A 15,040-nucleotide genomic window follows, 5' to 3' on the forward strand; every position below is an offset into this window, starting at 1 on the left:
TGCTTGGACATGCCGGTGGGTTCGGCGTTCCCGCGCGGTGGCAGGAATCAGCTGTCCAGGCGAATGACGTGCTGCGCTCTCCCGCGGGTGGCCGCGATGCGGCGCGCGTTGGGCTCGTCGGTCTGCGCCACCCAGGCCAGCGCCTCGGCGTTGCTGCGCCCGAATTGCTCGTGGCGACGCACGAGACGTTCATGCCGCAAGGCATCGTCGACGTCCACATACCAGACCTCGTCGAGCAGAGGCGCCGCCGCGGCCCACGGCCCCTCGTCCAACAGCAGGTAGTTGCCTTCGGTGATGACCAACCGCGTCTCGGCCAGCACCGCGATGGCGCCGGCAATCGGCTCTTCGATTTCGCGGCGAAATTCGGGCGCGTAGACGATCTCATCCTCGCGCTGCTCCCTCAGCCGCTGCAGCAGCGCGACATAGCCGGCGCTGTCGAAGGTGTCCGGCGCGCCCTTGCGGTCCGCGCGGCCAAGGCGGCGCAACTCGACGTTCGCCAAGTGGAATCCGTCCATCGGCACCACCTGCGCCCGACCCGGCAAGGCCTGCAGCAGCGCCTCGGCCAAGGTCGACTTGCCCGAACCCGGTGCGCCGACCAGCCCGAGAAGCCGGCGCCGCCCACCGGCCATGAGCGCTTCGATGCGCGCCAGCGCGTGGGCAGGCACCCGCATCATGGATAGAGACCGCGCTCCTGGCGAGCCATCAGGATGCGTCCGCAGGCGACCGCGTAGGTGGCGGTGCGCAGGCTGATCTTGTGCTGATCGGCCTTGTCCCAGATCTGGTTGAGCGCGTTCATCATGATGCGGTCGAGCCGCACGTTGATCTCGTCCTCGTCCCAGAAGAAGGACGAGAAGTCCTGCACCCATTCGAAGTAGCTCACGGTCACGCCGCCGGCGTTGCAGATGACGTCGGGCACGACCAGCACGCCACGCTCGGCGAGGATGTCGTCGGCTTCCGGCACCGTCGGGCCGTTCGCGCCTTCGAGCACCAGCTTCGCCTTGGTCTTCTTGGCGCGCTCGGCGTTGATCTGGCCTTCGAGCGCGGCCGGAATCAGGATGTCGCAGGCCACGTCCCAGAAGGCGTCGTTCTCGATCACGTCGCCGCCCTTGAAGCCGACCACGCCGTCGGTGCGCGACATCGGAACGAGCTTGGCGAGGTCCAGGCCCTTGTCGTTGAAGATGGTGCCCGTGTGGTCCTGCACCGCGACGACCTTGGCGCCCGCTTCGGCGAACAGTTCCGCCGCCACCGAACCCACATTGCCGAAACCCTGCACGGCGATCCGGGCGCCCCGCAGATCAAGCCCCAGGCGGCGCGCGGCTTCGCGCCCCGTCACGAACACGCCCCGACCCGTCGCCTTGACGCGGCCGAGCGATCCGCCCAGGTGCAGTGGCTTGCCGGTGACGACGCCGGTGGCCGTGCCGCCGACGTTCATCGAATACGTGTCCATCATCCACGCCATGATCTGCGCGTTGGTATTCACGTCCGGCGCCGGAATGTCGCTGTGCGGGCCGATGATGATGCCGATTTCGCTGGTGTAGCGGCGAGTGACCTTTTCGAGCTCCTTCATCGACAGCTTCTTCGGGTCGACACGGATGCCGCCCTTGGCCCCGCCGTAAGGCAGGTTGACGGCAGCCGTCTTGACGGTCATCCAGGCCGACAGGGCCATCACTTCCTCGAGTGTGACGTCCGGATGAAAGCGCACTCCGCCCTTTCCGGGACCGCGCGACAGGTTGTGCTGAACGCGATAGCCCTCGAAATGGGCGATGGAGCCGTCGTCCATTTCGATCGGCACGTCGACGATCAGCGCGCGCTTCGGGCGCTTCAGCGTCTCGACCCAGCGGGCCAGTTCGCCCAGGTAAGGGATGACTCGATCGACTTGCGAAAGGTAGGTACCCCAGGGGCTGTTGGCGGTCGGCTGCACGTAGGACAGGACAGAACTCATGGCGTCTCCTCGTTGTTGAACGGATAGGCGCGACGATAGTCCTCCGGCACCGGCAGCGCCATGCCTATGCGCGTTACTTTGCCGGTTATGCGCTTGCGGCAAGGAGCGCCGCATTGCCGCCGGCCGCCGTCGTGTTGATGGTGAGCGTCTGCTCCGCGCAGAAGCGCGGCAGGTAATGCGGCCCGCCCGCCTTCGGGCCGGTTCCGCTCAGGCCCTCCCCGCCAAAAGGCTGCACGCCGACCACCGCGCCGATGATGTTGCGGTTGACATAGATGTTTCCGACGCGCGCCCGCGCCGCAAGGGACTGGGCGCGGCTGTCGATGCGCGTCTGGATGCCGAGCGTGAGTCCGAAGCCAAGCGCGTTGACCCGATCGATCACCGCCTGCGGATCGCCGGACCAGCGCACGACGTGCAGGACCGGTCCGAAGATCTCGGTTTGCACGCTCTCGATGGAGGGCACCTCGTAGGCGTGGGGCGGCACGAGGTTGGCAACGCGCGATTCCGGCGGACGGTCGGCGCCGACGAGCACCTTGGCTTCGGCGTTCAGCCGTTGCAGGTGGCGCTGGATGCCTTCGAATGCTTCGCGGTCGATCACCGGTCCAACGTCCGTCTTCAGCAAAGCCGGGTCGCCCGCGACGAGTTCTTTCGCCGCGCCTTGGATCATTTCGACGACTTCGTCGGCAATGCTTTCGTGGATCAGCAGCAGGCGCAGGGCCGAACAACGCTGTCCCGCCGAGCGGAACGCGCTCTGCATCACGGCATCGACGACCTGCTCGGGCAGTGCGCTGGAATCCACCAGCATCGCGTTGATGCCGCCCGTTTCCGCGATCAGCGGCACGATGGGACCGTCCTTGCCGGCAAGCGTGCGATGGATGATCTTCGCCACCTGGGTCGATCCCGTGAACACGACGCCGGCCACGCCAGGCGCCGCAACGAGCGCAGCACCGACCGTTTCACCGGAACCGTGCAGCAACTGCAGCGCATCCCTCGGCACGCCCGCCGCATGCAGCAGCTTGACCGCCTCGGACGCGACGGCGGGCGTCTGCTCCGCAGGCTTTGCCAACACCGTGTTGCCGGTCGCGAGCGCCGCGGCAACCTGGCCCAGAAAGATCGCGAGCGGGAAATTCCAAGGGCTGATGCACACCCAGGGCCCTCGCCCTGTCAGGCGCAATTCGTTGCTCTCGCCCGTGGGCCCGGGCAGCACCATCGGTGCCATGATGCGCTCCGCCTCGTCCGCGTAGTAGCGCAGAAAATCCACCGCCTCGCGCACTTCAGCGACGGCATCGCCCCACGTCTTGAAGGCTTCCTTGACCAGCAGCGCACAGAATTGCGGCAAGGCCGCTTCGAGAGCATCAGAGGCGTGCCGGAGCGCAGCCGCTCGCTGCGCCACTGGGGCGTAGGTCCATGTTCGGTAGCTTGCCGCCGAGGCCGCGACAGCGTCAGCCACTCTGCGCGGGTCGGCCTCCGGCACTGTTGGCACGATGGCGGCGCTCAATGCGTCGAGCAGAGGCGCGCGCATCGACTCGACCGTGAGATCGACGCCCCGGCTGTTGGGGCGAGCAGGCGGTGGTCCGTACAGTGCTTGCGGCAACGGCAGTGAACTGTCGCGGTCCAGCCAGAGGGGCGACACCAGCAGTTCATCCATCCCGACCGACTCATCCCCCAGCTGATTCACGAACGATGAGTTGGCCCCGTTCTCCAGCAGCCGGCGCACGAGATAGGCGAGCAGGTCCTTGTGCTGCCCGACCGGCGCATAGATGCGCACCGGCACGCCGCTGCGCTTCATCACTTCGCGATAAACGCCCTCGCCCATGCCGTGCAGCCGTTGCAGTTCGAAGGGTGCATCTCCTGCCATCTGGAGGATGGCCGCGATCGTTCCGGCGTTGTGGGTGGCGAATTGCGGGTAGATGGCGTCCGGCGCGGCGAGCAACGCCCGTGCGCAGGCGAGGTAGCTCGCGTCGGTGTGATGCTTGTGCGTGAAGACGGGATAGTGCGGCAGCCCCAGCTCCTGGGTTCGCTTGATTTCGGCGTCCCAGTAGGCGCCTTTGACCAGCCTGCACATCAGGCGCAGCTTGTATTTGCGCGCCATCGCGGCGACGTGCTCGACCAGTTCGAGCGAGCGCGTCTGATAGGCCTGCATCGCAAGCCCGAAGCCGCGCCACCCCGGCCGCTCGGCCGCGACGCGCGCGGCCAGCGCCTCGAACACGTCCAGCGACAACTCCAGGCGGTCCACCTCTTCGGCGTCGATCGTGAGATTCAGCTGGGCGTCGGCCGCCAGCTCGCACAGCCGCCATACGCGCGGCACCAGTTCGCTCATCACGCGATCGCGCTGCGCGTCCTCACAGCGCGGATGAAGCGCGCTGAGCTTGATCGAAATCCCATCGTTGTCCTCCGGCTTGCCGGCCCTGTCGGCACCGGCAGCGATCGACTGGATCGCGTTGGCGTAGCTATCCAGGTAGTGCAGCGCATCGGCGTCTGTGCGTGCGCCTTCCCCGAGCATGTCGTAGCTGAAACGAAGCGCGGCATGCTTTCGGTGTGCCGAGCGGGCTTCGTCCATGGCGTCGTCGATGGTCTGGCCGAGCACGAACTGACGGCCGAGCAATTGCACGGCCCTCAAGGCAGCGGCCACCACAGTGCGGGCGCCCAGCCGGGCCATCAGTCCCGGCCCGGGTTCGGCCTGCCCCGGCTCTGCCGAAAGGTGCGGAAGAAACTTCTTCGACAAGGCAATGGCCGACGACGACAGGCGCGACAGCGTGGAGTCGGCGGCGCCATCGAAATTCGCGCGGCCAAGCTGATCGGCCGTGAGCGCAATGGCTGTTTCAGCGTCAGGCACGCGAAGCAGCGCTTCCGCCAGGCGCATCAGCGCCAGACCCTCGGCGCTGGAGATCGGGTATTCGCGCAGCAGGCTTTCCATCGCCCAGAACGGCGGCGGACGATCGCGAACCGCCCGCACCCAAGGCACTGCGGCGGCTGTGACCGACGTCCAGTCGAGTGCGCCCTTCAGCGATGCGAGGCGATGGGAGACGACTTCGGATTCGGGTCGATACGGGGTAGGCAGGCGCATAGTGTCACTCCAGGAGATGAAGCGAATGCTCCGCCTTTCCGCGGCGAGTTATTCACCAAAAATCGCCCCATTACCGGATAATTCGCTATCCATGTACAACCCGCCCGACGATCTGGATCGCATCGACATGAAAATCCTGAAGGTTCTTCAGGAAGATGGTCGAATCTCCAATCTCAAGCTTGCCGAGACCGTTTCGCTCTCCCCGACCGCCGTTCTGGCGCGCGTGCAGCGCCTCACCCGCGACGGTTTCATCCTCGGCTACGAAGCCCGCCTCGATCCCCACAAGCTCGGTCGTGGATTCACCGTGTTTGTCGAGGTACTGCTCGATCGCACCACGCCCAACGTCTTCGACGAGTTCAAGGCCGCAGTGCAGGTGCACGACGAAATCATGGAGTGCCACATGGTGGCCGGCGGCTTCGACTATCTGCTGAAGACACGCATGGCCGACATGGCGGCCTATCGGGCATTCGCCGGAACGGTGCTCTGGCAACTGCCGGGGGTGCGCGAAACGAGGACCTACGCGGTGATGGAAGAAGTGAAGAGCAGTGCGCGATTGCCGATGGGCGGTTGAAGCGGCGAGGAGCAAGCCGATTCACAGTTCGTCGAACTGAATCACGCCTTCTTTCATGACCAAGGGAATGTGTTCACCTTGGCCAAGGAGGCAGTTGACGTCTTTCAGCGGATTGCCGTCGACCACCAGAAGATCGGCCAAGGCACCCGGCACGAGCCGGCCCAGGCGATCGCTCATCCCGAGCACTTCCGCGCCGATGGTCGTCGCACTCGCCACGGCTTCGGCGGCAGACAGTACTTCCGCCCGCAGGCGGAATTCATTGCTCTGCAGGCGCTGCGATTCACCCAGCAAGTCGGAGCCGAAGCCCATCTTCACTCCAGCCGCCTTGAAGATTTCCAGCGAGCGCAGGCCAGCCTCTCGCACATCAGCCACCTTTGCGACGCTTTCGGGCGGCAGGCCATAGGTGGCGCCCTCGCTCGCCAGCGCGTCATACGTCACCAGAGTGGGCACCGCATAGGCACCAGCCTCGGCCATCAAAGACGCGGTGGGCGCATCGACCAGGTTGCCGTGCTCGATGGTCCGCACGCCGCAACGCACCGCGCGCGCAATCGCCTCGGCCGTATAGGCATGCGCGAGCACATAGGTGCTGCGCGCCCGGGCTTCGCCGACGACGGCGCGGATTTCGTCTTCGCAGTAGCCGAAGGCGCCCACCGGATCGGTCGGCGACGCGACGCCGCCCGACGCCATGATCTTGATCTGGTCGGCGCCCATCTGGAGTTCTTCCCGCGCGGCCTTGCGCACGGCATCGACTCCATCGACCACGCGCGCGAGCGCGCCGACACGCACGCACGAGCACGGAGGATCGTTGCTCAGGTAGTCGGACCGCGTGCGCATATCGCCATGGCCGCCGGTCTGGCTCAGGGCCCGCCCCGAGACGAACAGGCGCGGCCCTTGCACGAGGCCCGCTTCCAGCGCCTGCTTGAACGCGAAGCCGGCGCCGCCCGCATCACGGACGGTGGTGAAGCCACGGCGCAGCATTCCGCGCAACATGGGCACGCTGCGCAAGGTCACCAGCACGTTAGGCATGCGCACTTGCCGCGCGAGGTTGAGTTCGATCGCAATCACGTGCACGTGCAAATCGATCAGACCAGGCATCACGGTCTTGCCCTTGACATCGATGACACGCGCCGCAGCGTTCGCGCGAATCGGCCGATCCGAAATCTCCTTCAGCACGCCGGCTTCGACCAGGATGTCGCGACCTTCCTGCAACTCGCCCAGCAAAGGATCGAGCAGGTTGGCATTCTTGAAAAGTACGGCAGTCGTCATAGACACCTCAAAAGGAATCCGGAAGATGTTGCGCCATGACGGCCGGGAGCGCCAACTGCGCCAGCACCGTGGCCACTTCGATGTGGCGAACCTGATACCAGTTCTCCTCGTGCAGCAGATTCAAGGTGCCCAGCGTCTGGCCGCGCCAGCGCAGTGGGACGTTCAACACGCTGCGGCAGCCCAGCGAAAGTATCAGCTCATGATCGAAGAACACGTCGCGGATGTCGTCAGCGTTGCGGCCGATGTACGGCAGGCCGCGCACCATGACCTGCTGCATCCATGGCGAATCGGTGACGGGCTTTCGGCCCTGCACGGGATAGGCGTCCGGCATGTTGCTGTAGATGCGCTCGGACTCGCGTTCGGCGCGGTGGTGGACCAGAATCGTGAAGAGACGATGCCCGATCGCCTTGGCCGATGCCGCTTCGATGGCCTCGAAAGTGGCCTGCGGCTGGCGCATGTCGTTGTGGGCCTCGGCGACCGCCGACAGAAGTTGTTGGATTTCGAATGGCATCGCTCGCCCCTCAAGACAGTTCCGCAGCCGCGATGTCTTCCAGCGACCGGCCGCGCGTCGGTACGCCCATGATCATGACCGCCGCCGAGCCCAGCAAAAGCACAGCGGTCGTCATCCCGAAGACGCCTCCGAACCCCAGCGTCGGGTAGATGAAGCCGACCAGAATCGGCGCGGTGATCCCGCCGATGCGCCCGATCGCCGATGCCAATCCGGCACCGGTTGCACGCACCTGCGTCGGGAACACCTCGGGCGTGTAGGCATACACCCCCGCATAGGTGCCGTTCATGAAGAAGGAGAGCAACACACCGGCCGCCATGATCTGCGCATCGCTGTGTGTAAACGCGAGTCCCAAGGCGGCGAGCCCGCCCAGCAGCATGTAGCTGACGATGGTGGCCTGTCGCCCGATCCGGTCATTGAGCCAAGCGGCGGAAAAGTAGCCCGGCACCTGCGCGATGTACATCACCAGCGAATAGCCGAAGCTTCTCGTGATCGTCATTCCGTTCTGAACCAGCAAGCTCGGAATCCAGGTGAAGAAGGAGTAGTAGCTGAAGGTGATCGACAGCCACATGAGCCAAGTCATGCTCGTGATCCGCAAGAGTTTGCGGGACAGCAAAGTCGCATAGTTTCTCCACAGGCTGCCCCGGTGCGCACTGGGCGGCGGGGCCGCGACGTCCTGCGGATCGAGCGGGGGAAGCGCATGCCCGCGCCGCTCGACGTCCGCCTCGACCGCGTCCATGATCTCGCCAGCCTCGACCACGCGGCCTTGGCTTTCGAGCCAGCGCGGCGACTCGGGGAGAACACGTCGCCACCACAGCAGCATCAGGACCGGCGTCGCGGTGATGCAGATCACGATGCGCCAACCTTCGGCGTAAGCGGGCACGATGAGGTAGCCGAGCACCGCCGCGGCCACGAATCCGAAGGAAAAGAATCCGGCCAACGCACCGGTGAAAGCTCCCCGGTAGCGCCGCGCCACGAATTCCGACAGGTAGGGGGCGATGATCACGCTTTCAGCCCCGGTGCCGAATCCCGCAATGACGCGCAGCACCAGGAAATGGCTCCAGTCATTGACCATCGCACTGAAGAGCGACGCCACGCAGTAGATCGCGAGGGCCGTCATCATCACCTTGCGTCGGCCGATCAAGTCGCCCAGCGAGCCCGCGGCGAGTGCCCCGAAGAAGAAACCGATGAAGTTCGCGCTGGCGAGAACACCGATCTGCACGCTGCTCAGCGACCAGGCCGTTCGCAACACGGGCAGCACGAAAGCGATGACGGCGGCATCCATCGCATCGAAGCTGTAGCCGAGGCCGCCCACGAGAAGCAACCGCCGATGAAAGCCGGAGAACGGCAGCCGTTCGATGCGCGCGGAAAGTACCGTCATGTGTGAACCCCTTGTCTCTTCGCCGCATCGTAGGTCGGGCGTTTTATGCCGACAAATTTATAGTTACTATGGTGTTTATTCCTCTTCTGAATGGTTTCGCCGCGCGAACCTTATGACCTCGACCTACCGAAGCGCCGACCTCAATCTCCTGAAAGTCTTCGAGGCGCTGATGACCGAGGGCAACGTCACGCGCGCGGCGCAAAAGCTTTCGCTGACGCAGCCCACCGTCAGCAACGCACTGCGGCGCTTGCGCGATACCTACGACGATCGCCTGTTCGTGCGCAGCGGCGCGGGCATCAAGCCGACGCGGCGGGCGATCGACTTGTGGGAACCGCTCGCACAGTCCCTGCAGACAATCCGCGGCACCCTGGAAGTCGGCAGCTTCGACGCGCTGCGCAGCAGCGCGAGTCTCAGCATCGCCATGTCCGACTACGTGGCAAGCATCGTGGTGCCGAGGCTGACCAGCCGATTGAGCGAGGCAGCGCCTTCGATGCAGATCCACACCATCCCCAACACGCTGGTGGACCTGGGACCGGTGCTCGCCAACAACCACGCCGACTTCGCCATCAGCGTCTACGCAGATGAAGTGCAGCGACCGGCGTTCCTGAAGTCGCGGGCACTGTGGTCGCCCGGCTTCGTCTGCGTGATGCGTACCGGCCATCCGCTTGGACGCGCCGACAAGATTCCGCTGAAGAAATTTCTCGCCGCGCGACACATCGATGTCAGCCTGATCGGCAAAACGCAGCCCACTTATGACGTGTTTTTGCGCAGCCGCGGCCTGGAGCGCAATCTGGTCGCGACGGTGAACCACTATGCGACCGCATTCGACGTCGTCCGCCGATCGGACCTGATCGCCGTGCTGCCGCACTCCAAGGGCCTCGATCCGCCGCGCATGGCGGGCTTGCGGCACGTGCCCGTACCGCTCGAAGCGCCAGCGCGCATCGTCGAATTGTTCTGGCATCAGCGCCATGAAACCTCCGCACTCCACCAATGGGTGAAGGGCGTGTTGCTCGGCTTGTTCGAATAGGCCGCAGACCAAGCGCGGACCAGCCGCTGGGCTACCGCTGGCCGAAAATCGCCGTGCCCACTCGCACCATCGTGCTGCCCGCTGCAACAGCGGCTTCGAGATCGGCGGACATGCCGAGGGACAGCGTGTCGAGCGCGATCCCTTCCTTGCGAATCTGGACGAAAACGCCGGCTGCGCGGAGAAACAGCTCGCGCTGCGCCTCGAAATCAGGCGCCGGCTCCGGGATCGCCATGATCCCGCGGAGCCGCAAATGTGGCAGCGCCGCCACAGCGCGCGCCAGCGGCAGTGCTTCTTCGAGCGGCACGCCCGACTTGTTGGCGCCCGCATCCACGTTGACCTGCAAGCACACTTGCAGCGGCGGCAGGTGTGCCGGACGTTGCTCCGACAGGCGCTCGGCGATCTTCAAGCGGTCGATGCTGTGCACCCAATCGAAATGCTCGGCGACAACGCGCGTCTTGTTGCTCTGCAGAGGCCCGATGCAATGCCATTGCAGCCTGTCGCGCAAGTCGTGCAGGTCCTCGATCTTCGCGACGCCTTCCTGAACGTAGTTTTCGCCGAAGGCCGTCTGGCCGAGCGCATAAGCCTCGCGCACGGCTTCGGGCGGGAAAGTCTTGGAGACGGCAAGCAAGTGCACGCTCGCCGGATCACGTCCGACCGCCGTGCACGCAGTCACAATCCGCGCCCGAACTTGCTGGAGGTTGCCGCTAATCATCGTCATAATCGTCAAAGCGTATCAAAACGTCACCGAGGAGCTTCGTGGACATCACCCAACTGCTGGCCTTCAGCGTCAAGAACAAGGCCTCCGACTTGCATCTGTCGGCCGGCCTGCCGCCCATGATCCGCGTGCACGGCGATGTGCGGCGCATCAACGTCGACGCGCTCGATCACAAGGCGGTGCATGCCATGGTGTACGACATCATGAGCGACACGCACCGCAAGCACTACGAAGAATTCCTCGAAGTCGACTTCTCCTTCGAGATAGACGGCCTCGCTCGCTTCCGCGTGAACGCATTCAACCAGTCGCGCGGCGCGGCGGCGGTGTTTCGGACGATTCCGTCGAAGATCCTGACGCTGGAGCAACTCAACGCACCCAAGATCTTCGGCGACCTCGCGCTCAAGCCGCGTGGCCTCGTGCTCGTGACCGGCCCCACCGGTTCGGGCAAATCGACGACGCTGGCCGCGATGATCAACTACCTCAACGAAACCGAGTACGGCCACATCCTCACCGTGGAAGACCCGATCGAATTCGTGCATGAATCCAAGAAGTGCCTGATCAACCAGCGCGAAGTCGGGCCGATGACGCTCTCCTTCGCAAATGCACTGCGCTCCGCCCTGCGCGAAGACCCGGACGCGATTCTCGTGGGCGAAATGCGCGACCTCGAAACCATCCGCCTCGCGATGACTGCGGCCGAAACCGGCCACCTGGTGTTCGGCACGCTGCACACTTCGTCGGCTGCAAAGACCATCGACCGGATCATCGACGTCTTCCCGGGCGAAGAAAAGGAAATGATCCGCGCGATGCTGTCGGAGTCGCTGCAGGCTGTGGTGTCGCAGACACTCTGCAAGACCAAGGACGGCCAGGGCCGCGTGGCGGCGCACGAAATCATGCTCGGCACGCCTGCCATCCGAAACCTCATCCGCGAAGGCAAGGTGGCGCAGATGTATTCGTCGATTCAGACCGGCAGTGGCCAAGGCATGCAGACGCTGGACCAAAACCTTACGGACCTCGTGCGCCGCAGTGTCATTTCCTCCGCCGAAGCGCGCGGGAAAGCCAAGATCCCAGAGAATTTCCCCGGGTGAATATGGCACTCCCCCAGGTTGGCTCACTTCGTGTAGCCGCCCACCCCCTCGCCGGGGGCAATACCAGCGGCCCGGCGAAGCCGGTTCCGCGGTATTCCTGTTGCTCGCCCCCAGGCTTGCGCACTGCGTGTCGCTTCGCCTACCCCCTCGCCGGGGGCAATACCAGCGGCCCGGCGAAGCCGGTTCCGCGGTATTTCTGGAATGATGGGGCACAAAAGCGGCCCTCACGACTGCACTAGGAGTTCTCAGATGGAACGCGATCAAGCCAGCCAGTTCATCAACGACCTGCTGAAGCTCATGGTGAGCCGAAACGGCAGCGACTTGTTCATCACGGCGGAATTTCCGCCGGCGATCAAGGTCGACGGCAAGGTCACCAAGGTTTCGCAGCAGGCGCTTGGCGCGCAGCACACGCTGGCGCTCACGCGTTCCATCATGAACGACCGGCAGACGGCCGAGTTCGAGCGCACCAAGGAGTGCAACTTTGCGATTTCGCCGACGGGCGTCGGACGCTTCCGCGTCAATGCGTTCGTGCAGCAGGGCAAGGTCGGGATGGTGCTGCGGACGATTCCGGCCAAGTTGCCGACTATCGACGGGCTGGGGATGCCGCAGGTGCTCAAGGACGTCTCGATGAGCAAGCGGGGCTTGTGCATCCTGGTCGGGGCGACGGGTTCGGGCAAGTCGACCACGCTCGCCGCGATGATCGACTGGCGCAACGAGAACTCGTTCGGCCACATCGTGACCGTGGAGGACCCCGTCGAGTTCGTGCATCCGCACAAGAATTGCGTGGTCACGCAACGCGAAGTCGGCATCGACACCGACAGCTGGGAAGCCGCGCTGAAGAACACTCTGCGCCAAGCGCCGGACGTGATCCTGATGGGCGAAATTCGCGACCGTGAAACCATGGAACACGCGGTCGCCTTCGCCGAGACCGGCCACCTTTGCATGGCCACGCTGCACGCCAACAGCGCCAACCAGGCGCTGGACCGCATCATCAACTTCTTTCCCGAAGAACGTCGGACTCAGTTGCTGATGGACTTGTCGCTGAATCTGCGTTCGCTGGTCTCGCAGCGGCTGATTCCGACCGAAGACGGCCATGGCCGCATCGCCGCTGTCGAAGTGCTGCTGAACACGCCACTGATCTCCGACATGATCTTCAAGGGCGAAGTCGGCGAGATCAAGGAAATCATGAAGAAGAGCCGCAACCTCGGCATGCAGACCTTCGATCAGGCGCTGTTCGATCTGTTCGAGGGGAACGCGATCAGCTTCGAGGATGCGATCCGGAACGCCGATTCGGCGAATGACCTGCGCTTGCAGATCAAGCTGAACAGCCAGCGCGCTCGCACGACGGACCTGTCGGCCGGGACTGAGCACTTCGCGATTGTCTAAGCTCGCCCCCAAGCTGCGCGCACTTCGTGTCGCTTCGCTAACCCCCTACCGGGGGCAACACCAGCGGCCCGGCAAAGCCGGTTCCGCGGTGTTCCGATGAAAAAGCTAGTGGGCTCGCGCTAAGCTTGGGGCATGAGCAGCCTCAACCCCAAAACCTACGACACCATCCCCTCGCAAAAGGTCGCCTTTCTCGGCCTGGGCGTGATGGGCTATCCCATGGCCGGCCACCTTGCGCTGGCGGGCCACAGCGTCACGGTCTACAACCGGACCGACGCGAAATCCATTGCCTGGCAGGAAGAACTGAAGCCGCAAGCCAAAGGCACGTTGGCCCACGCGGCAACGCCACGCGGAGCCGCGTCCGATGCGGACATTGTGTTTTGCTGCGTCGGCAACGACGACGATCTGCGCTCGGTCGTCCTTGGTGAAAACGGCGCGTTTGCCGGCATGGCCAAAGGCGCGGTTTTCGTCGACCACACCACCGCTTCGGCCGACGTCGCGCGCGAACTCTCGAAGGCGGCGACCGAACGCGGGCTGCAATTCATCGATGCGCCCGTTTCGGGCGGACAGGCCGGCGCGCAGAACGGCGTGCTGACCGTGATGTGCGGCGGCGACTCGGCCACCTTCGATCGCGTCAGGCCGGTGATGTCGGCCTTCGCGCGTTCGGTCGCCCTGCTGGGCGAAAGCGGTGCCGGACAGCTCGCGAAGATGGTCAATCAGATCGCCATCGCCGGGCTGGTGCAAGGCTTGTCCGAAGCCGTGGCCTTCGGGCAACGCGCCGGTCTGGACATGAACGAGGTGCTGGCCGTCATCGGCAAGGGCGCCGCGCAGAGCTGGCAAATGGACAACCGCGGCAAGACCATGATCGAAGGCAAGTTCGACTTCGGCTTTGCGGTGGACTGGATGCGCAAGGACCTCGGACTGGTTCTCGACGAGGCCAAGCGCAACGGCGCCCGGCTGCCGGTGACCGCGCTGGTCGACCAGTTCTACGCGGACGTGCAACAGGCCGGAGGCCGTCGCTGGGACACTTCAAGCCTGATCACCAGGCTCAAGTAGCCGGAGCTTCAGCGGACGGGCGACGTCGTCACGCCGCTGGCAGGCGGCTGCGACGACGGGGCCGATGAGGGCGATGCCGGCAGAGGCTCCATCGGCGGCAGCGGGACGTTCGAACGCGAGGCTGGTGCCGAAGAACCTGGGGCTGACGAAGCCGGTGCCGATCCCGTTCCGCCTGGCACCAACTGCTGCGACTGCATGTTCGCCAGTTCGGCGTCGCTGATGATCTCCACGATCCGAACCACCTTCTGTACACCCGAGACGCCGCGCACGACTTCGGTGGCGCGGTCTGTCTCGCGGCGGGTGGCGATGCCCATCAGATAAACCGTGCCGCGCTCGGTCACGACCTTGAACGAGTTTCCGAAGATGTCCTTCTGGTCGAGCAGCGAAGCCTTGATCTTGCCCGTGATGAAGGTGTCGTTGGAGCGCTCCTGGAAGGAGCTCGACGGCCCGACCGTGAGTTCATTGACGACCGAGCGCACGTTGTCGACCCGGCGCACCACATCCTCGGCCTTGCGGCGGTCGGCGTCAGTGCCAACGGAGCCCGTGAGCAGCACCTGGCGATTGAAGCTGGTGATGGTCACATACATCTGGTCATTGGCGATTTCGCGGATGCGTGCGGCGCCGCGCAGCTCGATCGCCTGATCGTCCACCTGCGCGCCTGAGCTGCGGCGGTCCGTCGCCACCATCCCCGCACCGACCGCGGCCGCACCTCCGACCGCCAGCGGCACGCATGCGGACAGACCGGCCAACAAGACGGCGCTTGCGGCCAGTGCGATCGCGATGCGTTGAGGGGATGTCTTCGTCATGAGTTGGACCTTCCGATGCTGGGTATTGAAGTTGTCGGGCGCTATACGACTGCGGATGCCATTTGCAGACCCCGTTTGTCGTCTTGCCTGATGAGTTGATCGGTGCCGAAAAGTTCTGGTCGGGCATGTGCCGGCCAGGCTTTCGCCCGCTCTCTTTTTCTGATCGCGGCGAGTTTAGCCCAGCGCATTTGCGGGCCGGTTACCGCGTGTCATCGTCCGACATTTGCACGCGCAAT

At 64.7% G+C, this 15,040-nt stretch carries 13 protein-coding genes; 5 read left to right on the forward strand and 8 right to left on the reverse strand.

From position 1 onward, the window contains the following. Window positions 1-47 precede the first annotated feature (47 nt). The 3 genes from AC1DMA_RS11410 to AC1DMA_RS11420 all read right to left on the reverse strand — a co-directional run bounded on the left by AC1DMA_RS11410 (window position 48) and on the right by AC1DMA_RS11420 (window position 5,006). Window positions 48-674 carry a nucleoside/nucleotide kinase family protein gene (locus tag AC1DMA_RS11410; RefSeq protein WP_478144243.1) on the reverse strand — a complete coding sequence of 209 codons (627 nt, stop codon included), beginning with the start codon at window positions 672-674 and terminating at the stop codon, window positions 48-50. After that, complete coding sequence (locus AC1DMA_RS11415) at window positions 671-1,942, reverse strand: Glu/Leu/Phe/Val family dehydrogenase (RefSeq protein WP_478125172.1); 1,272 nt, start codon at window positions 1,940-1,942, stop codon at window positions 671-673. The genes AC1DMA_RS11410 and AC1DMA_RS11415 overlap by 4 nt, the downstream gene beginning before the upstream one ends. An 85-nt stretch (window positions 1,943-2,027) precedes the next feature. Then, a complete protein-coding gene (locus AC1DMA_RS11420; RefSeq protein WP_478144244.1) occupies window positions 2,028-5,006 on the reverse strand; it encodes an L-glutamate gamma-semialdehyde dehydrogenase in 2,979 nt (992 codons plus the stop codon). A gap of 91 nt (window positions 5,007-5,097) precedes the next feature. On the opposite strand from AC1DMA_RS11420, the gene AC1DMA_RS11425 reads away from it, so the two are divergent. After that, on the forward strand, window positions 5,098-5,577 hold the full coding sequence (locus tag AC1DMA_RS11425; RefSeq protein ID WP_478144306.1) for an Lrp/AsnC ligand binding domain-containing protein: 480 nt from the start codon (window positions 5,098-5,100) through the stop codon (window positions 5,575-5,577). A gap of 21 nt (window positions 5,578-5,598) precedes the next feature. Here the strand turns inward: AC1DMA_RS11425 and AC1DMA_RS11430 are convergent, their stop codons facing one another. Genes AC1DMA_RS11430 through AC1DMA_RS11440 form a run of 3 tightly spaced genes read right to left on the reverse strand, consistent with a single transcriptional unit; the run spans window position 5,599 to window position 8,732 of the window. Continuing rightward, on the reverse strand, window positions 5,599-6,843 hold the full coding sequence (locus AC1DMA_RS11430; RefSeq protein WP_478144245.1) for a metal-dependent hydrolase family protein: 1,245 nt from the start codon (window positions 6,841-6,843) through the stop codon (window positions 5,599-5,601). Window positions 6,844-6,850: 7 nt separating this feature from the next. Then, window positions 6,851-7,354, reverse strand: coding sequence for a GAF domain-containing protein (locus AC1DMA_RS11435; RefSeq protein ID WP_478125175.1), 504 nt, complete (start codon window positions 7,352-7,354; stop codon window positions 6,851-6,853). 10 nt (window positions 7,355-7,364) lie between these two features. Then, window positions 7,365-8,732, reverse strand: a complete 1,368-nt coding sequence (locus AC1DMA_RS11440) for an MFS transporter (RefSeq protein WP_478144246.1) — start codon at window positions 8,730-8,732, stop codon at window positions 7,365-7,367. 112 nt (window positions 8,733-8,844) lie between these two features. Between AC1DMA_RS11440 and AC1DMA_RS11445 the strand changes: the two genes are divergently transcribed. Further along, a complete protein-coding gene (locus tag AC1DMA_RS11445) occupies window positions 8,845-9,759 on the forward strand; it encodes a LysR family transcriptional regulator (protein WP_478144247.1) in 915 nt (304 codons plus the stop codon). 31 nt (window positions 9,760-9,790) lie between these two features. Here AC1DMA_RS11445 and AC1DMA_RS11450 read toward each other — a convergent pair whose 3' ends face one another. Next, the gene (locus AC1DMA_RS11450; protein ID WP_478144248.1) at window positions 9,791-10,477 is read right to left on the reverse strand and encodes a YggS family pyridoxal phosphate-dependent enzyme; all 687 of its coding nucleotides are present in this window, start codon (window positions 10,475-10,477) and stop codon (window positions 9,791-9,793) included. Between the two features lie 38 nt (window positions 10,478-10,515). Here AC1DMA_RS11450 and AC1DMA_RS11455 point away from each other — a divergent pair, with 38 nt between their 5' ends. The 3 genes from AC1DMA_RS11455 to AC1DMA_RS11465 all read left to right on the forward strand — a co-directional run bounded on the left by AC1DMA_RS11455 (window position 10,516) and on the right by AC1DMA_RS11465 (window position 13,998). Continuing rightward, window positions 10,516-11,559, forward strand: a complete 1,044-nt coding sequence (locus AC1DMA_RS11455; protein ID WP_478125179.1) for a type IV pilus twitching motility protein PilT — start codon at window positions 10,516-10,518, stop codon at window positions 11,557-11,559. Window positions 11,560-11,808: 249 nt separating this feature from the next. Then, window positions 11,809-12,945, forward strand: a complete 1,137-nt coding sequence (locus tag AC1DMA_RS11460; RefSeq protein ID WP_478144249.1) for a PilT/PilU family type 4a pilus ATPase — start codon at window positions 11,809-11,811, stop codon at window positions 12,943-12,945. A 132-nt stretch (window positions 12,946-13,077) separates the two neighbouring features. After that, window positions 13,078-13,998, forward strand: coding sequence for an NAD(P)-dependent oxidoreductase (locus AC1DMA_RS11465; RefSeq protein ID WP_478125181.1), 921 nt, complete (start codon window positions 13,078-13,080; stop codon window positions 13,996-13,998). 8 nt (window positions 13,999-14,006) lie between these two features. Here the strand turns inward: AC1DMA_RS11465 and AC1DMA_RS11470 are convergent, their stop codons facing one another. Beyond that, the gene (locus AC1DMA_RS11470) at window positions 14,007-14,804 is read right to left on the reverse strand and encodes a BON domain-containing protein (protein WP_478144250.1); all 798 of its coding nucleotides are present in this window, start codon (window positions 14,802-14,804) and stop codon (window positions 14,007-14,009) included. Window positions 14,805-15,040: the final 236 nt, after the last annotated feature.

The sequence above is a fragment of the Variovorax sp. 05N34 genome, assembly GCF_056397405.1.

Bases quoted from the DNA above. Each gene is read 5' to 3' on its own strand.
- AC1DMA_RS11425 (WP_478144306.1), top strand. From the start codon at position 5,098: ATGTACAACCCGCCCGACGATCTGGATCGCATCGACATGAAAATCCTG.
- AC1DMA_RS11450 (WP_478144248.1), bottom strand. From the start codon at position 10,477: ATGACGATGATTAGCGGCAACCTCCAGCAAGTTCGGGCGCGGATTGTG.
- AC1DMA_RS11460 (WP_478144249.1), top strand. From the start codon at position 11,809: ATGGAACGCGATCAAGCCAGCCAGTTCATCAACGACCTGCTGAAGCTC.
- AC1DMA_RS11415 (WP_478125172.1), bottom strand. From the start codon at position 1,942: ATGAGTTCTGTCCTGTCCTACGTGCAGCCGACCGCCAACAGCCCCTGG.
- AC1DMA_RS11470 (WP_478144250.1), bottom strand. From the start codon at position 14,804: ATGACGAAGACATCCCCTCAACGCATCGCGATCGCACTGGCCGCAAGC.
- AC1DMA_RS11440 (WP_478144246.1), bottom strand. From the start codon at position 8,732: ATGACGGTACTTTCCGCGCGCATCGAACGGCTGCCGTTCTCCGGCTTT.
- AC1DMA_RS11465 (WP_478125181.1), top strand. From the start codon at position 13,078: ATGAGCAGCCTCAACCCCAAAACCTACGACACCATCCCCTCGCAAAAG.
- AC1DMA_RS11435 (WP_478125175.1), bottom strand. From the start codon at position 7,354: ATGCCATTCGAAATCCAACAACTTCTGTCGGCGGTCGCCGAGGCCCAC.
- AC1DMA_RS11420 (WP_478144244.1), bottom strand. From the start codon at position 5,006: ATGCGCCTGCCTACCCCGTATCGACCCGAATCCGAAGTCGTCTCCCAT.
- AC1DMA_RS11445 (WP_478144247.1), top strand. From the start codon at position 8,845: ATGACCTCGACCTACCGAAGCGCCGACCTCAATCTCCTGAAAGTCTTC.
- AC1DMA_RS11430 (WP_478144245.1), bottom strand. From the start codon at position 6,843: ATGACGACTGCCGTACTTTTCAAGAATGCCAACCTGCTCGATCCTTTG.
- AC1DMA_RS11410 (WP_478144243.1), bottom strand. From the start codon at position 674: ATGATGCGGGTGCCTGCCCACGCGCTGGCGCGCATCGAAGCGCTCATG.